Raw genomic sequence first — 21,755 nt, 5'->3', positions numbered from 1 at the left:
CCGAAATTGATCGAATGAGATTCGACAGATCGCGGAAAACTGTCGAAGGCGGTGTGGGTCCGGTGACAGGGGCGTGAGCCGCATGGATGCGGCGACCGAGCTTACATGGACGTACTTGCAGCGCCCCCTGCCACCGGACCCACCCCGCCTCCCACAGGAACCCGGCCTTTGACGTTGCTTCAGCCTCTGCGGGTGCAGGGCGCAGCCCTGCAGAGAGAACCCCTACCTGAACAGGTCTTTTTGCGTGAAGTCTCAAACATCGTTTAGACTTGCACGGTCTGCAGCGGCCGTCCGTTTCCCTCCGGGATCGCCGGCGACCAGGGTCCGCCCTCTTCGCCCGCCCCCACTCCGACGCCGTTCGTCACGCATTCCAGCCTGCGCTTCGTGCCGGCTGCACCCAATTCTCGCAGCGCGGTTCACGGGAACGCTCCGAGTCAGCCGATCAGTTTGATCTGCCCCCGTCTGTCCGTTCGGACAGGCGTTTCTTGTACTTGGAGCAAACTCAATGTCTTTTGAATCGCTGGGCCTGGCGCCCTTCCTGCTGCGTGCGCTTGCCGAGCAGGGCTACGAAAACCCGACCCCGATCCAGCAGCAGGCGATCCCGCTGGCACTGGCCGGTCGTGACCTGCTGGCCGGCGCACAGACCGGCACCGGCAAGACCGCCGCCTTCGGCCTGCCGCTGCTGCAGCACCTGGGCACCGCCTCGCAGGAAGTGCGCAGCGGCCCGCGCAAGCCGCGCGCGCTGATCCTGGCCCCGACCCGCGAACTGGCCACCCAGGTGCACGACAGCCTGCGCGGCTACAGCAAGTACCTGCGCATTCCCAGCGCCTGTATCTACGGCGGCGTCGGCATGGGCAACCAGCTGGACATCCTGCGCCGTGGCGTGGACCTGCTGGTGGCCTGCCCGGGCCGCCTGATCGACCACCTGGAGCGCCGCAGCATCGACCTGTCCGGCATTGAACTGCTGGTGCTGGACGAAGCCGACCGCATGCTCGACATGGGCTTCCTGCCGTCGATCAAGCGCATCCTGGCCAAGCTGCCGAAGCAGAACCGGCAGACCCTGCTGTTCTCGGCCACGTTCGAGGACAACATCCGCCAGCTGGCGCTGGAGTTCATGCGCAACCCGGAACAGATCCAGGTGACGCCGAAGAACACCGTGGCCGAAACCATCACCCACCGCGTGCACCCGGTCGATGCCGGTCGCAAGCGCGACCTGCTGCTGCACCTGCTGGCGCAGGACAGCCGCGAGCAGACCCTGGTGTTCGCCCGCACCAAGCACGGCAGCGACAAGCTGGCCTCGTTCCTGGAAAAGTCGGGCATCAAGACCGCGGCGATCCACGGCAACAAGAGCCAGGGGCAGCGCCTGCGTGCACTGGGTGACTTCAAGGCCGGCCGCGTGACCGTGCTGGTGGCGACCGATATCGCTGCGCGCGGCATCGACATCAACGAGCTGCCGAAGGTGATCAACTTCGACCTGCCGATGGTGGCCGAGGACTACGTGCACCGCATCGGCCGTACCGGCCGCAACGGCGCGACCGGCCAGGCGATTTCGCTGGTGGCACAGGATGAAGTGAAGCTGCTGCGTGCCATCGTGCGCCTGCTGGGCCGCGACATGGACATCCGCGATGTACCGGGCTTCGAGCTGCAGGTGCCGATCCGCTGGGGCAACAGTGCACCGGGCAAGGCCGAGCACGATACTGGCGAGCGCGCACCGCGCAAGAGCCATGCGCGCCGTCCGCACGGTGATACGCCGCGCCACGCGCACGCAGGCCCGAAGAAGGCCGGCGGTGGCCGCCGCGAAGGCGGTGGCAATGGCCAGCAGCGTGCAGGTGCCGGCCAGGGCCAGCGCCGTGGTGGTGGCGGCAATGGTGGCGGCCGCGGTCGTGGCCAGGGTGGCAACGGCGGCGGTCGCGCCGGCTGATCCCAGCTGACATGGAGGGTGCTTCCCGCTGCGCGGGGGCTATCGAGGGACGGCGCTGACGCGCCGTCCTTTTTTGTTGCGGGCTACCGGGTGATAAAGCACGCGGTGGCAGTACCGAGGGCGAATGGGCATGGGGGCAGCGCAGAACACGCTGTAAATACGTCCATGTAAGCTCGATGGCGCCATCCATGGCGCCAACGGTTCTGCGCTGCCCCCATGCCCATCCGCTTCAAGCATTGCCTGCGCCTTCTTCTCCCGCCGGGTAGCCGGGAGAAGAAAAATCAAATTCAAATTCAAAGGCAAAAGCCGAAGTCGCAATTCCTGGCTTTGCTTTTGCTTTTGCCCTCGCTCCCGCCTTGGGGTCTGACGCGTCCGCGCCCGCTGGAATCTGTCTTGGGGAGGCCGGGCGGGCTGCGCAGGACCGTTGGCGCCATGGATGGCGCCATCGAGCCCCCAAGGACGGGTTTACGGCGTGTCCTGCGCAGCCCACCCGGCCTCCCCCACACGCATCAATCAAGGCGCGCAAACCCTCAACCCCGCGCTTTACTCGGATTCACCAGATTCCCGAAGAAGATCGCGTTGATCAGCAGTCGGTCCGTTCCGTGCCAGTACTTGCGGTGTGCCGGGTCATCGGCAAACAGCACCACGTTGCCCTGCCCCTGCGCCGACACCAGCAGCCACGCACTACCCGCCACCCGCGTGCGGTTGCGCTCGGACAAGTAACCGTTCACCCGCGGCGGCGTGTCGATGCGCACCACCGTGGAAAACGGGTTCGCGCTCGGCTGCAGCGTCACCGTGTTCTCCTTGTTGATCGCCAGCTGCCGGCGCGGCACGCCGAATGCCAGCGGATGGCTGGTATCCACGTCGGCACTGAGAATGTTGCCGCTGACCCGCTCGATCGCAGCGATGTCGCGCTGGTCGCCAAACGCGCGGCGGCTTGCATCAGCAGCGTCTTCTTCCTTGCCGAGCTTTTCGCCGTCGGCCAGCTTCTGCTCGATCGCCCACTTCGAGGCACTGCCGTAGGTCACCAGTGAACCTCCGGCCTGCACCCAGCGCTTCAGTGCAGCCACCGTCGTGGCATCGACGCCCGTGTAGGTGCCACCGGACAGCACGATCGTGGTGTAGCGGTCCAGCGGTACCTTGCCCAGCTGCTGCGGATCCAGCTTGCTGGCTGGCAACTGCAGCTGCTGGTCGAGCAGGAACCACGCCGATCCGATTTCGGTGGCGGCCACGCCCTCGCCCATCACCAGTGCCACCGCAGGCTTGCGCAGCGCCTTGACGCCGTCACTGCCGAGGTCGATGCCTTCGCGGCTGCGGCCGCTGGACAGCGCGTGGACCTGTACGCCCGCCTCGCGCGCGGCGGATGTCACTGTCTCGAGCAGCGCCGCGCCCTGCAGCGATTGCCCGGCAACCGGAATGACCAGGCTGCCGGCGGCGAAGCTGATGTCGCCCTGCGCGGTCGCGGTGGTGAACGGCTGGAATGCCGCGCGTGCATTCACGCCCTTGCCCTGCAGCGCGGCCAGCGCACGCCCGGCGTTGTAGTCGCGCCAGTCGATGGCGTAGGCGAATCCGGCCTCGCCGCCCAGCACCGCGCCCTGCTCCACCGGCAGCGCGGCCACGCGTGCGCCGCCTTCGATACGGCTGCGGCTGCCCGCAAAGGCCACGCCGTAGGCCGGTGCGATCGCATAGCTGGTGCTGCCGTAGAACACATCACCCTTGATCGGCGGCGTCTCGGCAAAGATCGAATGCACCAGCCGGAACTGCGCCTGCTGCACCGGCACCACGTAGGCGCTGCCGGCATCGAAGCGCTGCCCATCGACAGTGACGGCACGGTCCAGTGCGCGCACCTCGATCCGGTGCAACAGCAGCAGTTCCAGCAGGCGACGGGTCAGGGCCGGGTCATGCGCATCGCCGAACACGAAGCTCTTCACCGGCTGCTGCGCAGCCTGCTTCAGCGCGCTCTGGAAGAACTGCTTCTGCAGGTCGAACAGGCCGCTGCGCTCGGTCACCGCGCCACGCACCGTGCCCAGCCCGGTGGCGACCTGGTTGCGGATGGTGAAGGGGAAGGTCAGCAGGCCATTCACCGATTCCTGCACGCGGCCGCGCGAGCTGGCCTGCTCGACGGTAACGCCGACAGCGCCATGGAAGTCCGGATAGGTGGAACCGTACACCGGCGAGAAGTTGTCGAAATTCTCGCCGGTGTAGTACAGCGACCCCAGCGCATCCAGCGCCTGCGCGTGGTACTTGGCGAGGGTCTTGTTGAATTCATACGACGCCGCCGGAATCAGCGGACTGTGCATGCTCTTCGGCGAGGGCTCGAAGTAGTAGGTGCTGTCCTTGCCCATTTCGTGGAAGTCGATCTGCACGTTCGGGTACCACTGGTGGAACACCTCCACCTTCGGCCGTGAGTCCTGCTGGGTGAGGGCCAGCCAGTCGCGGTTGAGATCGGTGAAGTAGTGGTTGGTACGACCCTGCGGGAACGGCTCGACGTGTTCCTTGTCGGCGGGGTCGGCAGAAGCTGGGTCGGAGGCCCAGGCGTTGTGCCAGTTGGCAGCACGGTCACGACCATCCGGATTCTGCGCCGGATCGAACAGCACCACCGCCTGCTGCAGCCATTGCTGGGTTTCTGCGCTGTGGTTGGCCACCAGGTAGTACGCCGTCAGCATCGCTGCCTCGGCACTGGAGGTCTCGTTGCCGTGGACGCTGTAGCCCAGCCACACCACCACCGGGCTGTCACCGGCGGCGCTGCGCGGCTGCGCCGGATCGGCCAGGGTCGCGTGCTGCTGGCGGATCTGTTCCAGCCGCGCATGATTGCCTGCAGCGGTGACGGTGGCGATCAACAGCGGGCGGCCTTCATAGCTGCGGCCGATCTCGCGCACGCTGATCTTGTCCGAGCGTTTCGCCAGTTCCTGGAAGTACGCCACCAGCTGGTCGTGCCGGGTGTAACGGCTGCCGATCGGGTAGCCGAGGAACTGCTCCGGCGTCGGCACCGCTGCATCAAACGCCGCTGCGTCGGTGACCTGCGGAAAGAAGTACGCGCTCTGTGCCTGCGCCGGCTGCGGCGAGGACAGTGCGGTGGCGGTGGCAAGCAGCAACGGAAGAACGGCACGGCGATGCAAGGACACGGTGACTCCCTGGAACACAACGGCAGACGATCGCGCGACCGGTCCCCTCAGGTGACCGGCCGCGGCGGATGGATCAGAAGCGGTAATCGAAGCCCAGCGTGAAGTAGCGGCCACGCAGGTCGTACTGGCTGAAGTCGTACGGCGCGCGGATGCCCGGGAACGAGGCGTCATACGGCGGCGTCTTGTCGGCCAGGTTCTGCACCTTGGCATACACGGTCAGCTTGTCGATGCCGGTGTAGGCCAGGTACAGGTCGTACTGGCTGTAGCTGCCGACGCGCTGCTGCACGGCTTTGGCGGCGGTGCTGGCCTCCTGGCGGTAGCTGCTGGTGTAGTACCAGGTCACGGCTGCGTTGAAATCACCGTACTTCCAGTCCAGCGTGGTGGTGGCCTTGTCCTTGGGCAGGGTCGCGCCCAGGTTGCTGCCGGCGTAGTCGACCAGCGGCCCACCGACCACGGTCGGGCGACGGTAGTCGCGCACGTGGGTGTAGGCCGAGGACACGGTGAAGTCACCCAGTGCCGCGGTCGGGATGCGCTGGCGCAGCTCGACATCGATGCCCGAGGTCTTCAGCTCGCTCAGGTTCTGGTAGCGGTTGTAGACCGCCTGCAGCTTGCCACGCTCATCGCGCTGCACGGCGCCGGCCACGTTGTCGTTGACCAGGGTCTGGGTGTTGTTGGTGCCGACCAGGTTGTCCAGCTGGATGCGGTAGTAGTCCACGCTCAGGTTGGTGTTGGCCCACGGCGACAGCACCACACCGAAGTTGACGCTCCTGGTGCGCTCCGGCTTCAGTTCGTTGTTGCCGACGGTGAAGAAGGTGGGGTTCTGGCGCGAGCCCGGCACGTCCGGATCACGCGGGTCGACCACGCTGCCGTAGGCGATGCTGGTGCTGTTGGAGTTTTCCGACAGCGACGGTGCACGGAAGCCCTTCGACGCCGACGCACGCACCAGCAGGACATCCAGCGGCTGCCAGCGCAGGCCGATCTTCGGCGAGAACGCATCGCCGAAATCATCGTAGTGATCAGCGCGCGCGGCGGCGGACAGCTCCAGCGTCGAGGCCAGCGGCACGTTCACTTCGGCGTAGGCCGCGCTGACCTGGCGCTTGCCGTGCACTTCAGCAATGGCCGGGCGCACCTGCAGGCCGGCATCGATCTGCCACGGGTTGTTGGAGTCGAGCTTTTCGCGGCGCCACTCGGCACCCGCAGCGAAGCCGATCTCGCCGGCCCAGGTATGGCCCAGGCTGCCGGAAATCTTCGCATCGATGCCCTGCAGCTTGGATTCGGCCGGACGCAGCGTGGCGATGTTGATCGAATCACGCACCGACTGCGGCGTGGCTGCCGGGTTGAGCAGGTTGTAGCTGCCCGTGGCCAGCGCATCGGCCAGCGCCCAGCGGTTGGCGAAGCCACCGGACACGCTCTCGCGCTCGCTGCTGCGTGCACCGAACGCGGCCACTTCCCAGTCCCACGACGCGGTGGTGCCACGCAGGCCGAACACGCCGCGGTAGGCGGTGGAACGGTTGGTCTTGATCGTGCCGCCCAGGTCGAAGAAGGTGTACTCGATCGGGATCGCGCGGCCGTACGGGTTGTACGGATTGTTGGCCGGCAGCAGCGACGACACCGGCTCGGCCAGTCCGCTGTTCGCGTTCAGTGCGAAGCGGCCGCTCTCCAGGGTGAAGAACGGGCTGCTGCCGAACCACGCAGCACTCTTGATCTGGCTGTACAGCACTTCGCCGAACGCTTCGACGTTGTCGTTCAGGCGGAAGGTACCGTTGGCGTAGGCCTGGTAGCGCTTGGTCGAGGGGATCAGCGTGGTGAACGGTGCCTGGTTGAAGCCGCAGGTGTCGCCGGCCAGGCCGTCGATCGGTGCGCTGGCCACGCGGGTGGTGCCGGTCGGGCAGTTACCGTTGGCATCGAGCATCGGCACCGAGACGCCGTTGACCAGGTAGCGCGCGCCCTTGGCCGACCAGCCGTTCCAGCGGCCACCCGGCTTGTCGGTGTAGATGCCGCTCCTGGTCAGGTTGCGTTCGTCCTGGTCCAGGCGCTCGCGGTTGTACCCCTGCAGGCTGAAGAGGATGTTGTAGCCATCGGTGTCGAGATCACCCAGGCCGCCGACGAACTTCAGGTTCTGCTCGTGCAGGCCGCCCTGGTCGGCACCGCCGAAGCTGCCGCCGATCTCGGCGCCTTCGAAGTTCTGCCGGGTGATGATGTTGACCACGCCGGCCACGGCGTCGGAGCCGTACACCGCCGAGGCGCCGTCCTTGAGCACCTCAATGCGCTCGACCGCGACCAGCGGCAGCGCATTGAGATCGACGAAGGTGTCGGACAGGCCACCGGCCGGGAAGCCGTAGTTGGCCAGGCGACGGCCGTTGAGCAGCACCAGCGTGTTTTTCTGCGACAGGCCACGCAGGCCGATGCCGGCCGAGCCGGACGCCCAACCATTGTTGGTGGTTTCGTTGCTGGCGTTGCCGGTGTTGGCCGAGATCGAACGCAGCACATCGGCCACGGTGGCCTTGCCGGTCTGTTCCAACTGTTGGCGGCCGATCACCTGCACCGGGTTGGAGGCCTCGGTATCGGTGCGCTTGATGTTGGAACCGGTGACGCGCACGGCGGCCAGGGTACTGGCTTCGCCACTGGCATCGGCGGAGGTTTCGGCGGCGGCGGACAAAGGCGCGGCCAGAGCGACGGCCAGGGCCGCCACGAGCAGGGTGTGCTTGGGCATGACGATGTGGGGGAGGTGGAAAGGGCGACGTAGTTCCGCAGTAGTCCATGCCTGGCCGGGGTCCGGCCAATAACATCTCTTCATACGGATATAAGAGAAACTATCATCTCTTCATCCGGATGGAAAGAGTTACTTCACGAAAGCCCAACATCCGCTCAGGATGGCCGGCCACCTGCGGCGTACAATCGCGCCATGGAAATCTTCAAAGTCTTCATGCTCGAGGCGGCGCACCGCCTCCCCAACGTGCCGCCGGGGCACAAGTGCGCGCGCCTGCATGGCCACTCGTTCCGGGTGGAACTGAAGGTCGAGGGCGAGCCGGGGGCGCAGACCGGCTGGATCATGGACTTCGGCGACGTGAAGGCGGCCTTCCAGCCGATCTACGACCGCCTGGACCATCACTACCTCAATGACATCCCCGGCCTGGAGAACCCGACCAGCGAGAACCTGGCGGTGTGGATCTGGAACGAACTCAAGCCCAGCCTGCCGGCGCTGAGCGAGATCACCGTGCACGAAACCTGCACCTCCGGCTGCCGCTACCGCGGCCCGACGGCCTGATCAACCCATTGATCTGAAAGGTGTTTCAAAGGCGCCTTGGGCGCCTTTGTTATTTTTGTTGCATTGCCGCATCAACGGCGTATGCTGCAATGCATCAAGCCACTCCCTGATGCCCCCATGGCCGCCGCCTTCAGCGATCGCTTCAGTGATGCCACCCGCCAGCTCGCCGCCGCGGCAACGCGCGCGAACCGGTTGGCGTTGGAGAACGCGGAAAGCATGTTCGGCGTGCAGCTGAAGGCGATGGAGCGCAACCTGACCGCGACCGGCGGCTGGTTGGGTGAACTGGCCCGTAGTGACGACACGGCCGGGATGCTCAACAAGGGCGCACTGCTGTGGCAGGACAACCTGCAGCGGCTGGGCCAGGCCCATCAGGACGTGGTCGGTCTCGGCCTGCAGGCCGGCAAGGCCTGGTCCGAACTGGTGCAGGGCTACAACGAATCAACGGCGGACGCGAACAACCACTGACGCGACGCAACGCTCATTGCGTGGGTCCCTCCCCCCACGCAATCCGGACCCGGCAGATCCCTCCCTCTGCCGGGTCTTTTTTTGCCTCGCGTTTGGCTACCGAAGTGCGTCTTCGCCCGACGTCTCTGCGAGCTGAAGGGCCCCGTCGGGGCAGGCAGGGGCTTGGGCAAATGTCCCCCGGCGCCGGCCGTTGGCCGTCACCTCCTCCTTTACTTTGCCCAAACCCCTGCCCGCCCCGACGAGGCTCGGCCTGCGGTGAGGAAAGCGCAGCACGCGCGGCCGCCTTTCAAGGAAGCGCCGACAAACTCCGAACGCCGGGCGTAGGCCCTTGCGTACGAAGTAAAGGGGGAGGTGACGGCCAACGACCGGCGCCGGAGGACATTCGTACGCAAGGGCATCCGCCCGGCGCCACGCAGAATGAATCCGCCACACGCGTGTCTTCGTCCGATTCCCCGCGAACTGACGGGCCCCGCCGAGACAGGCATGGGCCTGGGCAAATGTCCCCCGGCGCCGGCCGTTGGCCGTCACCTCCTCCTTTACTTTGCCCAAACCCCTGCCCGCCCCGACGAGGCTCGGCTTGCGGCAGGAAAGGAAAAGCGCAGCGCTCGCGGCGCCTTTCAACGAGGCGTCGACGAACTCCGAACGCAGGGCGTAGGCCCTTGCGTACGAAGTAAAGGGGGAGGTGACGGCCAACGGCCGGCGCCGGAGGACATTCGTACGCAAGGGCCTACGCCCTGCGCCACGCAGAACAAACCGCGAAGGAATCTCAACGCCCGCGATTGACGTGCCAGTGCTGGTGCCACGCCTGGAACATCAGCACGTTCCACAGGTGCGTGTGCCACTTGCGTTCGCCACGCAGGAACGCTTCCCAGATGCCGCGCACGCGTGCCGCATCGAAGCAGCCCTGGTTGCGCAGCAGCTGCGGGTCCAGCAGTGCCTCCGCCCAATCGCGCAGCGGGCCCGCCAACCAGCGCGCCATCGGCGGTCCGAAGCCGCGCTTGGGGCGATACACCAGCGGCTCCGGCAGATAGCGTGCCAGCAGATGCTTGAGGATCCGCTTGTGCTCCCCATCGTGGTACTTCAGGTGCTGCGGCAGGCGCCAGGCCAACCGCACCACCTCCATGTCCAGCAGCGGCGCGCGCGTCTCCACGCCCGCCGCCATGCCCGCACGATCGACCTTGGCGAGAATGCCTTCGGCCAGGTCCATGCGGAAATCCAGCAGCTGGATGCGGGCCTCGGCCGGCAGCGCCGTGTCCTGCTGCTGGAAGATCGTCATCGGCTCGCGTGCACCCAGCACCACCTGCGCCGGCTGCCGCCAGCGCGTCACGCGCTGCAGGTAGTGACCTTCCACGTCGTTGGCGGCGACTTCCGCCACCAGTGCGCGCCAGCCGCCCAGGCGGCCGCGCTCGACATTCATGCGGTTGCCGCTGCGCCGCGCCAGATCACGCACCCAGTCCGGCAGGCCACCGCACAGGCGCGCATTGCGCAGCGCGCGGCCATAGCTGGGGTGGCCGAAGAACAGTTCATCGCCACCGTCGCCGGTGAGGGCCACCGGCTTGCGCGCGCCCAGCAGTTCACTGGCCAGCAGGGTCGGCAGCTGCGAGGCATCGGCGAACGGTTCGCACCAGACCTGCGGCAGCCGCTGCAGCAGATCCAGGCCTTGTCGCGCGTCCATCCGGTGCAGGTGGTGTTGCACGCCCAGATGCCGCGCGACCTGCGAGGCCCAATCGCTCTCGTCATGGCCGGGATCGTCGAAGCCAACCGTCCACGCTTCGATCGGAAGCGTCGACTGTGCCTGCATCATCGCCGTCACCAGCGAGGAATCGGTGCCGCCGGACAGGAACGCGCCGCAGGCCAGCGGCGAATGCATGCGTGCGGCGATGGCCTTCTGCAGCACAGCTTCCAGCTGGTCGGTCGCCTGCTCGAGGCTCGGCGCCGGCTGCAGCGGTTCCTGCAGTGCGCTCTGCATCGCATCGCGTGCGCACCAGTAGCGTGAACCACCCTGTGCGGCCTGGCTGGAGCCGCCAGCCGCATGGTCATTCAGATCGATGCGCAGCATCGCGCCTGCCACCAGCTTGTGGATGCCGCGGTAGATGGTGTGCGGTGCCGGCACGTAGTCATGGCGCAGCAGCAGGCTCAGCGCATCCTGGTCGATGCTCGGGGCGAAACCGGCAAAGGCCTGGAGTGCCTTCATTTCCGAGGCGAACAGGAACCGGCCCTGGTACCAGCCGTAGTACAGCGGCCGCTCGCCAACCGGGTCGCGGGCCAGCCACAGTTCGCGCGACTCGCGGTCCCATACGCTGAAACCGAACGCGCCCTCGATGCGGGAAAGCGCCCGTTCCACGCCCCATTCGATGATCGCCTGCAGCAGCAGCCGCGCATCGCTGCAGCTGCGTGGCAGATCGCGCAGCTGCGACTGCAGGTCGGCCCGGTTGTACAACCGGCCATCCAGGCACAGCACGTAACGGCCACAGTCCGAACTCAGGGGCTGCAACGGCGTATCGGTTGGCGCCCGGCAGTGGCCCAGCGCCAGGCCGGCCTCGGCGTCGGTCCAGTAGCCGATGCGCCCCCGGCCGCGCTGCTGAAGGGCGCGCAGCATTGGCGCCAGCTGCTGCAGCAGGTGTTCGTCCTCGGCGGGCGGCAGCCAGGCCCCGACCACGCCGCTCATCGGGCACCTCCGCAGCGGCAGCGGCGGGACGGGTTCAGCAGGCAGGCGGCGGCGGGCGACATGGGAGCGACACGCGGAGCGGAGGAGACTCCATGCTCGGCCCGCCCTCGGCCCTGCGTCAGTCGCTTTGCTGTCAGCGATGGTCACCGTGCGTATCACGAAGGTAACGTTTTGTAACAGCATCAGGCTATGCTGGACGCCAAGTTGTTGCCAGGCCTGAGGCCCGGCCCGTGCGCCAGCAACCCCGGCTGAATGGCGCCCGCCCCCGGGACCCGGGCGGCCCGAAGGCTGGGATAGCATCGCCGCGCTCGTGCCGTGGCGGTACGTGTGCGTCCACGGAGGCCTTGAAAATGCTGGATATCGTACTGGTCGAAGACGATGCCCGCCTGGGTACGATGGTCAGCGACTATCTGCAGCGGCATGGCTACCAGGTGGCCCACGAGCGCAGCGGTGAGCGTGCGGTGGCCCGGATCCTGGCCGACAAGCCCGCCCTGGTCCTGCTCGATGTCGGCCTGCCCGACCAGGATGGTTTCGAAGTGTGTCGGCAGATCCGCCCCCACTATGACGGCATCATCTGCGTGCTGACCGCCCGCACCGACAACATCGACCAGGTGCTGGGACTGGAACTGGGCGCCGATGATTACATCGGCAAGCCGATCGAACCACGGGTGCTGCTGGCCCGCCTGCGCGCCCACCTGCGCCGCCACCGCCGGGTCGAACCACGCGACGGCAGCCTCCGCTTCGGCGAGCTGAGCATCGACCCGTCCACCCGCAATGTGCACCTGCAGGGCGCGCTGCTGGAGCTCACCACTGCCGAGTTCGACCTGCTGTTCCTGCTGGCCAGCAATGCCGGCCAGATCCTGGACCGCGATGCGCTGCTGCGCGGCCTGCGCGGGATCGCCTTCGACGGCCTGGACCGTTCGATCGACGCCCGCATCTCACGCCTGCGCCGCAAGCTGGGCGACAACCCGGAGCAGCCGGAACGGATCAAGACCGTGCGGGGCCGCGGCTACCTGTTCAGCCGCTCGGCATGGGGATGAAGCGCACGCCCTCGGCGATGCGCGGCCACGCCTTCCACTTCCTGCGCTACGGCATCGGCTTCCTGGTTGCCCATCTGTTGCTGATCGTGCTGGGACTATGGGCCTGGGATGCGCTGCTGGAAGACCGCACCGAAGCCGGACTGCAGGCCGAAATGCGTGGCACCCATGCCCTGCTGCAGCACCGCTTCGCCGAAACCCCGCGCGAGCAGTGGCCGACGCTGGCGCGCGAACTGGACGCCGACTTCGCCTATGCCCTGCGCATGGTGCCGTTGGCAGAGGCGATGAAGGCGCTGCCGGCCAGCCAGCGCCCCCCCCTTCAGCAACGGCCGGGTGCAGATCGACCTGGAGCACATGCGCAGCCTGCAGCGGATCGGCGACAGCGACTACGCGGTGATGCTTGGGCCGTTGGACGAAGCGCTGCCTGACGAGGGCTGGCAGGACAGCGAAGTGTCAGGCGTGGCGATCCTGCTGCTGATCCTGATGGTGGCCGTGGCGCTGCCGATGTACGTGATGGTCTACCGCCTGTGGCGCGACGTCTCGCAGCTGGCACAGGCCGCCCGGCAGATGCGCGACGGACAGCTGGACACGCGCGCCCCGCGCGCCGGCACAGCGCTGGTGCGGCCGCTGGCCAATGCCTTCAATCACATGGCCGAGCAGCTGCAGCAGCTGCTGGAAAGCCAGCGCGTGCTGGCGCAGGCAGTGGCGCACGAAGTCCGCACGCCGCTGGCGCGGATGCGTTTCGGCCTGGCCGACCTGGAGGACACCGCGCTGGACGAGATCCAGCGCGATGCCTTGGGCGGCCTGCGCACTGATGTCGATCGGCTGCAGCACCTCACCGATGCCGGCGTCGAGTACGCCGCACTGGGCCGCTGCCATCAGCTGACCCGCCAGCGCCTGCAGCTGGCGGCACTGGTACGTGGCGTGGTGGCCCAGTTCGCACCGCTGCCGATGCCGGTACAGCAGGTGCTGTCGCCAGCGGGCCTGGTCAACGTCAACCGGCACATGCTGGAACTGGCATTGCGCAACCTGCTCGGCAATGCCCTGCGCTATGCGCGGCGGCAGATCCGTATCGCCAGCACGGTCAACGACGGCTGGCTGTGCCTGCAGGTGGAGGACGATGGCCCCGGCATCGCACCCGAACTGCGCGGCCAGGTGCTGCAACCCTATGTGCGGCTGGATCCGGGTAGCCCCGGTTTCGGCCTCGGACTGGCGCTGGTGCAGGTGGTGGCCGACAAGCATGGCGGCCAGGTCGAAGTAACCGATTCGGAGCTGGGTGGTGCCTGCATCCGACTGCACCTGCCGCTGGAAAGTGGCGCTGCCGTGGAGTGCGATGCGGCCTGCTAGGCCGCTGGTTCCGCACGCGGCAACGCAAACGCGAACAACGCGCCGCGCTCGCTGTCACGCAGTTCGATGCGACGGCCGTGCAACTGCACGATGCGCTGCACGATCAGCAGGCCCAACCCGCCGTTCTCTCCACGTCGCGCGCCCAGCGCGGCCGGTGCCTGGAACAGCTGCGTGCGCAGTGCAGGGGCAACACCAGGTCCATCATCGGCCACGCTCACCTCCACGCTGTCCGGCGTCGCACGCAGGCGCACATCGATCCGCCCGCCGTCGGGCGCATGCCGCAGCGCGTTGTCGAGCAGGTTGGTCAGCACCCGCTCGACCAGGCCCAGATCGGCGCGCACCAGCGGCAGGCCGGGCGGGAAGTCCGCGTGCAGGTACTGGTTGCGAGCCTGCGCCGCCAGCTCGAATTTCTGCAGCACGTCCTGCAGCAGCTCCGGCAATGCGAACACCTCCCACTCCAGGCGCACTTCGCCATGTTCCAGCCGCGCCAGCTCGAACAGCGCACGCGCAAGCCGGCCAACCTTGGCGCTCTGCGCCAGCGCGATACCGAGGTAGCGGCGGCGCTCGTCCGGCGACAGCGTGGCGTCCTTCAGCGCCAGCGTTTCCAGATAGCCATGCAGCGACGACAACGGCGTGCGCAGGTCATGCGAGATGTTGGCGACCAGCTCGCGGCGCTGCAGGTCCTGCTGGCGCAGCTGCTGCCACTGCTCGCCCAGCCGCTGCGCCATCTGCGCGTGTGCGTGCTCGAGGATCACCAGCTCGTCGCGCTCACCGGGGCGCAGCGGCTCCGGCGGCGCCAACGGCGTGGGTGCGTCGATGTCGAAGGCCTGGATGCGCCGGGTCAGCCGCCGCAGCGGGCGCGTCACCCAGTAGAAGGCCACCAGCCCGGCCAGCAGGCCCAGGCTGCCGACCAGCATCACCGACCACAGCGTGGTGTTCCACTGGCTGCCGGCGGCAAGGTCGTCGGACAGCATCTGACGGTGTTCGCCGACCAGCACCACGTACACATAACCGGCCTGGCGACCCTGCACGATCAGCGGCGCGGCACTGAACACCTTGCGGCCGTCCGTGCTGCGCGGGTCATCGCCCAGGATCGGCAACGGCGCACCGGCCAGCAGCCGGCGCAGCGGTGCCACGTCCACCCGGTTGCGCACCAGATGGCCTGTCGGCGCATCGTGGCCGAGGATGCGGCCCTGGTCGTCCAGCAGGTAGACCTCGACGCTGGGGTTGACCGCCATCAATTGGCCGAACAGCGCGCGCACCGCGGCATCACGCATGCCGCTGGTATCCATCAGTTCGCTGCGCTGGGCAATGTGCTCGGCCAGGCCCAGCGACAACCGCTGCACCACTTCCTGCTCGTGGCGAGTGTTGGCGCGCATCTGCAGCGCCAGCAACGCCATGCAGCACATCAGCATCAGCGCAGCGATCACCGCCGCCAGCTTCTGCCACAGGTTCGGCTTGATCATGCCGCCGCCCCGGCAGGATCGACCAGCTTGTAGCCACGGCCCCACACCGTCAGCAGCCGCCGTGGATTGGCCGGGTCCGGCTCGATCTTGCTGCGCAGGCGATTGATGTGAGTGTTGACCGTGTGCTCGTAGCCATCGTGCTGGTAGCCCCAGACCTGGTTGAGCAGTTCCATGCGCGCGAACACCTGGTCCGGATGACGGGCGAAGAACAGCAGCAGGTCGAACTCGCGCGGGGTCAGCTCCAGTGCGTTGCCATCCACCGAGGCGGTACGCGCGACCGGGTCCAGCTGCAGGCCGCCCAGCTCGATCGCGCCGGCATCGATGCGCGCGCTCTGCGCCATCGCCTCGGCCCGGCGCAGCAGCGCACGCACGCGGGCCACCAGTTCCGGCATCGAGAAGGGCTTGGCCAGGTAATCATCCGCACCCAGTTCCAGGCCGACGATGCGCTGCGTTTCGCTGCCACGCGCACTGATGATGATGATCGGCACATAGCGCGCCATCGCGCGTGCACGCTGGCACACCTGCAGGCCGTCCACGCCGGGCAGCATCACGTCCAGCACCAGCGCATCCCATGGCCCTTCCTGCTCCAGCAGGCGCAGGCCGGCATCGCCGCTGGCGGCATGGGCGACGTCGTAGCCCTCATCGCCCAGATGCATGCGCAGCAGGTCGGCGATGTGGGCATCGTCTTCAACGATCAGCACGCGTTTGGTGGACATCGGCAGCTCGGGGCCAGTGGGGAGGCTGGCTGCATTGTGGCGCGGGATGGACGCCGATACCTCACGAAAAATTGAATCCTGCGTGAGGATTCGTTGACCCGGGCGGGCGCAGCATGGCCCCGTCGCCCCTTCCCGGAGTCCGCCATGTCCCTTACCCGACGCCATCTGCTGGGCCTGGGCGGTGTTGCCACCGCCGCCGGCCTGCTCGGCCTGGGGGCCTGCAGCCGTGCCGCCCCGGCCGCCGCTGAAGCGCGCCCGTCGCGACAGTTCGAGGTCATGCGCAGCGATGCCGACTGGCGCCAGCGCCTGACCCCGGCGCAGTACGCAGTGCTGCGCCAGCAGGCGACCGAGCGCCCGTACAGCAGCCCGCTCAACAAGGAACACCGGCAGGGCACGTTTGCCTGCGCCGGCTGTGCGCTGCCGCTGTTCTCCTCCTCCACCAAGTTCGAGAGCGGCACCGGCTGGCCCAGCTTCTGGGCGCCGCTGCACAACGCCATCGGCGAAGACCGCGACGTCACCTTCGGCATGCTGCGGGTGGAGGTGCACTGCCGCCGCTGCGGTGGCCACCTCGGTCATGTGTTCAACGACGGGCCTCGCCCAACCGGACTTCGCTACTGCATGAACGGCGCAGCGATGGTGTTCGTTCCCGGTGCCGCTGAGGGCGGTACTGCCGATGGCTGGCGGGTGCCGGTCGGTTCTTCCCCTGCTTCCGGAGCCTGACGATGCTGCTGTTGCTGCTTGCCTACCTGGGGGGCGCGCTGACCCTGCTCAGTCCCTGCATCCTGCCGGTGCTGCCGTTCGTGTTCGCCCGTGCCGACCGCCCCTTCCTGCGCAGCACGCTGCCGCTGCTGCTGGGCATGGCACTCACCTTCACCGTGGTCGCCAGCCTGGCTGCGGTGGGCAGCCAATGGGTGGCACAGGCCAACCAGGTCGGACGCTGGATCGCCCTGCTGCTGATGGCGCTGTTCGCACTGGCATTGCTCTGGCCTCGACTGGCCGACCATCTGCTGGCGCCGTTCCAGCGCGTGGGTGCCCGCTTGAGCGCGCGTGCCGATGCGACCGACGCAGCGGGGCGTGGCGGTGCGTGGACCTCGCTGCTGATCGGCATCGCCACCGGCCTGCTGTGGGCGCCCTGCGCCGGGCCGATCCTCGGCCTGGTGCTGACCGGTGCCGCGCTGCACGGGGCCAGCGCCGGCACCAGCACGCTGCTGCTGGCCTACGCACTGGGCGCGATTACCGCACTGGCGCTGGCGGTATGGGTAGGTGGCCGCGTGTTCCGCGCGCTGCAGGCGCGGCTCGGCCTGGGCGATGTGCTGCGCAAGGTGCTGGGCGTGGCCGCCTTGCTGGCGGTGGTGGCGATCGGCCTGGGCTGGGATACCGGCCTGCTGACCCGCCTGTCCACGGTCAGCACCGCGCGCATCGAGCAGGGCCTGCTGGATGCCGTTCCCGGTGCGCAGCCGGCAGCACCGTCGATGATGATGGCGGGCCCCGATGCGGGTGCCAATGCACCGCTGCCAGTGGAAGGCACCCTGCCCGCGCTGGATGGTGCCACCGGCTGGCTCAACAGCCCGCCGCTGACGGCCCAGCAGCTGCGCGGCAAGGTGGTGCTGGTCGATTTCTGGACGTACTCGTGCATCAACTGCCTGCGCGCGATGCCGTTCGTGCACGAATGGGAGCGCCGTTATCGCGACCACGGCCTGGTGGTGATCGGCGTGCACACCCCGGAGTTCGCCTTCGAGCGTGACCCGCGCAACGTCATGAAGGCGGTGCAGCAGCTGAAGGTCGAGTACCCGGTGGCGCTGGACAACCAGTACACGATCTGGCGCGCGTTCAACAACCGCTACTGGCCGGCGCAGTACTTCGTCGATGCGCAGGGCAACATCCGCGGCCACCAGTTCGGCGAGGGCAACTATGCGCGTTCGGAACAGGTGATCCGCCGCTTGCTGACCGAGGCCGGCCAGACGAACCTGCCACCGCCGGCCGATCCGGCCGCCGCCGATCTGAAGGGCGTGGCTGCGCAGGCCGACATGGGCAATCTGCGCTCGCCGGAAACCTATCTGGGCCACGCCCGTGCCGAGCAGTTCGCCTCGCCCGGTGGGCAGCGCAGCGACGCCGCGTTCGACTACACGTTGCCGGCCACCCTGGCGTTGAACCAGTGGGGCCTGTCCGGACGCTGGACCGTTACCGACGAGGCTGCGCAGCTGCAGCAGGCCGGTGGCCGCATCGCCTTCCAGTTCCATGCGCGCGACCTGCACCTGGTGCTGGCACCGGGCCAGGAAGGAAAGCCGGTGCGCTTCCGCGTCCTGCTGGATGGCAAGCCATTGCCCGCCACCGATGCCGGCACTGATGTCGGCGTCGATGGCAGCGGCGTGGTCGACGAGCACCGCCTCTACCAGCTGGTGCGCCAACGCGGCACGGTCAGCCCGCACCGCTTCGAGATCGAATTCCTCGATGCGGGCGTGCAGGCCTATGCCTTCACCTTCGGTTGAACCGGGAGGACACGATGAAATTCTCCTTTGAACAGGGCATTGCCGCTGGCGTTGCCGGACTGGTGGCCACGGCACTCATCGCCGGCGTGCTGCTCGTTGACCATGGCGCCATCGCGGCACCGGTCGAAGCCAGCGCGCAGACCCAGGCACTCCCTGTACCCACGGGCGACGCTGCGTTCCGCGATGACGCCACCCACGCCAGCGTGGTGTTTGCCGGCGGTTGCTTCTGGGGCGTGCAGGGCGTGTTCCAGCATGTCAAAGGCGTGAGTAATGCGGTGTCCGGCTACATCGGTGGCAGCGCTGCCAATGCCCGCTATGAGCGGGTCAGCAGCGGTCAGACCGGTCATGCCGAAGCGGTGAAGGTCGACTACGACCCACGCCAGGTCAGCTATGGGCAGTTGATGCAGGTGTTCTTCTCGGTGGTGCACGACCCGACCCAACTCAACCGCCAGGGGCCCGACCACGGCAGCCAGTACCGGTCGGCGATCTTCACTGATGACGCCCGCCAGCAGGCAGCCAGCCGCGCCTACATCGCCCAGCTCGGCCAGGCCGGCAGCTACCGCGCACCGATCGTCACCCAGCTGGTCAGCGGCCAGCGCTTCTACCCGGCCGAGAGCTACCACCAGAACTACATGACCAACTACCCGCAGGCCGCCTACATCCGCTACTACGACGCGCCGAAGCTGGCCGCGCTGGGCAGGCAGTTCCCGGCGTTGTACCGGCGCGATGCGGTGCTGGTGCCGATGCGCTGACGGCATTTCCGTGGGGCCGGCTGGCGCTCGGTGACGCTCCTGCCAATGCGGTAACGCCCCGGGTAGTGCCGGCCGCTGGCCGGCTCCTGCGGTTCCAGGGATTGCCGGCCAGCGGCCGGCACTACCAAAAAAAGACGCACGGCCATCCAGCCGTGCGCTTGGAAAGTACCGGCCGTGCCCCGATCAGGCCCGGCCGACAACGACATGCTAGGCTCGCCGCCATCATGGGTACAGCACCAGGCGGTGGGAAATTCGATGGATACAGATGATCAGAGCGCGATGATCCCCCCCCGCTACCAACGGCTGTCCGACGAACTGGCCGAGGCCATCCATGGCGGCCGGCTTCCGGTAGGCAGCCGCCTGCCCTCGCTGCGGCAGATGGCCCTGCAGCGCCGGCTCAGCCTGAACACGGTGATCGCCGCCTACCGCCAGCTGGAAGACGCCGGTCTGGTCATTCCGCGGCCCAAGGCCGGCTTCGAGGTCGCGCCGCGGCTGTCGGTGCCGGAACGTTCGCTGCGCGACACACCTTCTGCGCCCACCGCGCCGCTGCAGCAGGTACTGATGGCCCGCGTGCTGGAAGCACAGCGCCGCCCCGGCGTGATCGACCTGGCCTTTGCCGGCCCGCGCGGTCGCCAGTTCTACCCCGGCGCGCAGCTGGCCAAGCACACGGCGCAGGTACTGCGCCATGGCCAGCAGACCGTGGAGACCTATGCACGCCCCAACGGCTCGCCACGGCTGCTGGCGCAGATCGTGCGCCGCGGCCCGCGCATGGGCCTGCATACCCACAGCGAACGCCTGCTGCTGACCCACGGTGCGATGGAAGGGCTGCAGCTGGCGCTACGCGCGGTCACCCAGCCCGGTGATGCGGTCGGCATCGAGGCGCCGTCCTACTTCAACCTCTACCCGTTGCTGGCCAACCTCGGCCTGCAGGCCATCGAACTGCCCACCCATCCGCAGTTCGGCCTGGATGTGGATGCGCTGGACGCGCTGCTGGAGCACACGCCGCTGGCCGCACTGGTGGTGATGCCGACCGTGCACAACCCGCTCGGCTGCACCATGCCGACCGCCGCCAAGCAACGCCTGGCCGAACTGGTCAACGCACGCCAGCTGCCGCTGATCGAAGATGCGGTGTATGCCGAGCTGCAGTTCTGCGAACCGCCGGCACCGCTCCTGAAGGCCTTCGATCGCGATGGCTGGGTGATGGTGGTCGGCGGCTTTTCCAAGACGCTGGCGCCGGATTACCGCATCGGCTGGCTCGATGGCGGCCGCTTCGCCGAGCGCATCGCGCTGCTGAAATTCCAGTCCACCGGCGGCGAGCCGCAGCTGCTGGGCGACGCGGTGGCGGCCTATCTGGAGGCGGGCAGCTACGAGCACCACCTGCATCGCATGCGCCGCCTGTACCGCGAACAGGTCGGACGGCTGCGCCAGCTGGTGGCCGAACACTTCCCGGCCGGCACCCGCGCCACCGAACCGCAGGGTGGCTTCCTGCTGTGGCTGGAACTGCCCGGCGTGGACACGCGCGAGCTGTTCGAGCGTGCCCTGCAGGAGGACATCGTTTTCATGCCCGGCCAGGTGTATTCACGCGGCGCGCGGTATCGCCATTGCCTGCGGCTGTCGTGCTGCCAGACGCTGGATGCACGCTTCATCGGCGCGGTGGAGCGGTTGGGTGCGATCGCGCGGGAGCTGGCGGCCGCAGCACGGTAGTGCCGGCCGCTGGCCGGCAACTGCATGGACGTGATTCATCGAGGTTGCCGGCCAGCGGCCGGCACTACCCCAGGTCAATCGAGCAGATGCGTGCTCAGGATCTGGCCATCCGCGCCCGGAAGGTGTGGCAGCCGGCCCCAGCACGGCATCGGCAGGCGCTGCTGCAGCGTTGCGATGTTCTCATCCTGGCGCTGCATCGCCGGGTCGATGTGGTTGCCGATCCAGCCCAGGCACTCCACGCCGCTGGCCTGCAGCGACTGCGCGGTCAGTCGCGCGTGGTTGACGCAGCCCAGCCGCATGCCCACCACCAGCAACACCGGCAACCGCAATGCGCGCACCAGGTCGAGCTGGTCGAGCGTGGCCGAGACTGGTGCCAGCCAACCGCCAACCCCCTCGACCACCACGACATCGGCCTGCGTGCGCAGCCGCTCGAACGCTGCCATGATTGGCGCCAGCTCCACCTGCACGCCGTCCTCGGCAGCGGCCAGCTCCGGTGCCAGCGGCTGGCGCAACGCATATGGGTTCAGATCGGCATAGTCCGGTACCGGCCAGCTGGCCGCCTGCAGCGCCAATGCGTCTTCGTTGCGCAGGCCCTGGCCCAGGTCTCCGCTGCCGCTGGCCACCGGCTTCATGCCCACCGCACGCAGGCCGCGCCGGCGCAGTGCGTGCAGCAGCGCGGTGCTGGCCGCGGTCTTGCCGATCTCGGTATCGGTGCCGGTGACGAACAGGGCGGGCGGCAGCGTGGCGGGCAACGGCATCGACGGGCTCCAACAGGGCAACAGTGTGTGCATTATCGC

At 67.9% G+C, this 21,755-nt stretch carries 14 protein-coding genes and 1 pseudogene; 9 read left to right on the top strand and 6 right to left on the bottom strand.

Annotated elements, in window-relative coordinates; translation table 11 throughout:
* Nucleotides 1-505: 505 nt before the first annotated feature.
* On the top strand, nucleotides 506-1,921 hold the full coding sequence (locus AC5P99_RS14280) for a DEAD/DEAH box helicase (protein WP_049450933.1): 1,416 nt from the start codon (nucleotides 506-508) through the stop codon (nucleotides 1,919-1,921).
* Nucleotides 1,922-2,451: 530 nt separating this feature from the next.
* Here the strand turns inward: AC5P99_RS14280 and AC5P99_RS14275 are convergent.
* Nucleotides 2,452-5,046, bottom strand: a complete 2,595-nt coding sequence (locus tag AC5P99_RS14275) for a M14 family zinc carboxypeptidase (RefSeq protein ID WP_123958197.1) — start codon at nucleotides 5,044-5,046, stop codon at nucleotides 2,452-2,454.
* A 73-nt stretch (nucleotides 5,047-5,119) separates the two neighbouring features.
* Nucleotides 5,120-7,759: a TonB-dependent receptor plug domain-containing protein gene (locus AC5P99_RS14270; RefSeq protein WP_024957081.1), complete on the bottom strand. Its 2,640-nt coding sequence runs from the start codon at nucleotides 7,757-7,759 to the stop codon at nucleotides 5,120-5,122.
* A 192-nt stretch (nucleotides 7,760-7,951) separates the two neighbouring features.
* Between AC5P99_RS14270 and queD the strand changes: the two genes are divergently transcribed.
* Together queD and AC5P99_RS14260 are read left to right on the top strand one after the other, a co-directional pair.
* The gene (gene queD / locus AC5P99_RS14265) at nucleotides 7,952-8,314 is read left to right on the top strand and encodes a 6-carboxytetrahydropterin synthase QueD (RefSeq protein WP_005407953.1); all 363 of its coding nucleotides are present in this window, start codon (nucleotides 7,952-7,954) and stop codon (nucleotides 8,312-8,314) included.
* Between the two features lie 117 nt (nucleotides 8,315-8,431).
* A complete protein-coding gene (locus AC5P99_RS14260) occupies nucleotides 8,432-8,779 on the top strand; it encodes a phasin family protein (protein ID WP_049450929.1) in 348 nt (115 codons plus the stop codon).
* 766 nt (nucleotides 8,780-9,545) lie between these two features.
* Here the strand turns inward: AC5P99_RS14260 and asnB are convergent.
* A complete protein-coding gene (gene asnB / locus AC5P99_RS14255; protein WP_088436423.1) occupies nucleotides 9,546-11,447 on the bottom strand; it encodes an asparagine synthase (glutamine-hydrolyzing) in 1,902 nt (633 codons plus the stop codon).
* A 350-nt stretch (nucleotides 11,448-11,797) separates the two neighbouring features.
* Here asnB and AC5P99_RS14250 point away from each other — a divergent pair, with 350 nt between their 5' ends.
* Together AC5P99_RS14250 and AC5P99_RS14245 are read left to right on the top strand one after the other, a co-directional pair.
* A complete protein-coding gene (locus AC5P99_RS14250; protein WP_005407950.1) occupies nucleotides 11,798-12,487 on the top strand; it encodes a winged helix-turn-helix domain-containing protein in 690 nt (229 codons plus the stop codon).
* Nucleotides 12,484-13,831: pseudogene (locus AC5P99_RS14245) on the top strand (ATP-binding protein). The gene AC5P99_RS14250 and the pseudogene AC5P99_RS14245 overlap by 4 nt, the downstream one beginning before the upstream one ends.
* On the opposite strand, the gene AC5P99_RS14240 reads toward AC5P99_RS14245, so the two are convergent.
* Together AC5P99_RS14240 and AC5P99_RS14235 are read right to left on the bottom strand one after the other, a co-directional pair.
* Nucleotides 13,828-15,297 carry a sensor histidine kinase gene (locus tag AC5P99_RS14240; protein WP_495213263.1) on the bottom strand — a complete coding sequence of 490 codons (1,470 nt, stop codon included), beginning with the start codon at nucleotides 15,295-15,297 and terminating at the stop codon, nucleotides 13,828-13,830. The pseudogene AC5P99_RS14245 and the gene AC5P99_RS14240 overlap by 4 nt on opposite strands.
* Complete coding sequence (locus AC5P99_RS14235; RefSeq protein WP_005407947.1) at nucleotides 15,294-16,013, bottom strand: response regulator transcription factor; 720 nt, start codon at nucleotides 16,011-16,013, stop codon at nucleotides 15,294-15,296. Before AC5P99_RS14235 ends, AC5P99_RS14240 begins: the two co-directional genes overlap by 4 nt.
* Nucleotides 16,014-16,157: 144 nt before the next feature.
* Between AC5P99_RS14235 and msrB the strand changes: the two genes are divergently transcribed.
* The 4 genes from msrB to AC5P99_RS14215 all read left to right on the top strand — a co-directional run bounded on the left by msrB (nucleotide 16,158) and on the right by AC5P99_RS14215 (nucleotide 20,958).
* Entirely contained in the window at nucleotides 16,158-16,733 is a 576-nt protein-coding gene (gene msrB / locus AC5P99_RS14230) for a peptide-methionine (R)-S-oxide reductase MsrB (RefSeq protein WP_005407946.1), read from the top strand.
* Nucleotides 16,734-16,735: 2 nt separating this feature from the next.
* Nucleotides 16,736-18,502 carry a cytochrome c biogenesis protein DipZ gene (locus tag AC5P99_RS14225; protein WP_242900192.1) on the top strand — a complete coding sequence of 589 codons (1,767 nt, stop codon included), beginning with the start codon at nucleotides 16,736-16,738 and terminating at the stop codon, nucleotides 18,500-18,502.
* A 14-nt stretch (nucleotides 18,503-18,516) separates the two neighbouring features.
* Nucleotides 18,517-19,254: a peptide-methionine (S)-S-oxide reductase MsrA gene (gene msrA, locus AC5P99_RS14220; protein ID WP_005407944.1), complete on the top strand. Its 738-nt coding sequence runs from the start codon at nucleotides 18,517-18,519 to the stop codon at nucleotides 19,252-19,254.
* A 255-nt stretch (nucleotides 19,255-19,509) separates the two neighbouring features.
* Complete coding sequence (locus tag AC5P99_RS14215; protein ID WP_049448896.1) at nucleotides 19,510-20,958, top strand: aminotransferase-like domain-containing protein; 1,449 nt, start codon at nucleotides 19,510-19,512, stop codon at nucleotides 20,956-20,958.
* Between the two features lie 74 nt (nucleotides 20,959-21,032).
* Here AC5P99_RS14215 and bioD read toward each other — a convergent pair whose 3' ends face one another.
* The gene (bioD, locus tag AC5P99_RS14210; RefSeq protein ID WP_049448894.1) at nucleotides 21,033-21,716 is read right to left on the bottom strand and encodes a dethiobiotin synthase; all 684 of its coding nucleotides are present in this window, start codon (nucleotides 21,714-21,716) and stop codon (nucleotides 21,033-21,035) included.
* Nucleotides 21,717-21,755 lie beyond the last annotated feature (39 nt).

Source organism: Stenotrophomonas sp. YJH_SMC_80 (assembly GCF_059372495.1).
The sequence above is the reverse complement of the archived record's forward strand: the minus strand, read 5'-3'. Positions and strand labels throughout refer to the sequence as shown.

Excerpts from the sequence above, each read along its gene's own strand:
- AC5P99_RS14225 (WP_242900192.1), top strand. The coding sequence starts at position 16,736 with ATGCTGCTGTTGCTGCTTGCCTACCTGGGGGGCGCGCTGACCCTGCTC.
- msrB (WP_005407946.1), top strand. The coding sequence starts at position 16,158 with ATGTCCCTTACCCGACGCCATCTGCTGGGCCTGGGCGGTGTTGCCACC.
- AC5P99_RS14280 (WP_049450933.1), top strand. The coding sequence starts at position 506 with ATGTCTTTTGAATCGCTGGGCCTGGCGCCCTTCCTGCTGCGTGCGCTT.
- AC5P99_RS14270 (WP_024957081.1), bottom strand. The coding sequence starts at position 7,759 with ATGCCCAAGCACACCCTGCTCGTGGCGGCCCTGGCCGTCGCTCTGGCC.
- AC5P99_RS14250 (WP_005407950.1), top strand. The coding sequence starts at position 11,798 with ATGCTGGATATCGTACTGGTCGAAGACGATGCCCGCCTGGGTACGATG.
- msrA (WP_005407944.1), top strand. The coding sequence starts at position 18,517 with ATGAAATTCTCCTTTGAACAGGGCATTGCCGCTGGCGTTGCCGGACTG.
- AC5P99_RS14215 (WP_049448896.1), top strand. The coding sequence starts at position 19,510 with ATGGATACAGATGATCAGAGCGCGATGATCCCCCCCCGCTACCAACGG.
- AC5P99_RS14235 (WP_005407947.1), bottom strand. The coding sequence starts at position 16,013 with ATGTCCACCAAACGCGTGCTGATCGTTGAAGACGATGCCCACATCGCC.
- AC5P99_RS14260 (WP_049450929.1), top strand. The coding sequence starts at position 8,432 with ATGGCCGCCGCCTTCAGCGATCGCTTCAGTGATGCCACCCGCCAGCTC.
- AC5P99_RS14240 (WP_495213263.1), bottom strand. The coding sequence starts at position 15,297 with ATGATCAAGCCGAACCTGTGGCAGAAGCTGGCGGCGGTGATCGCTGCG.
- bioD (WP_049448894.1), bottom strand. The coding sequence starts at position 21,716 with ATGCCGTTGCCCGCCACGCTGCCGCCCGCCCTGTTCGTCACCGGCACC.
- queD (WP_005407953.1), top strand. The coding sequence starts at position 7,952 with ATGGAAATCTTCAAAGTCTTCATGCTCGAGGCGGCGCACCGCCTCCCC.
- asnB (WP_088436423.1), bottom strand. The coding sequence starts at position 11,447 with ATGAGCGGCGTGGTCGGGGCCTGGCTGCCGCCCGCCGAGGACGAACAC.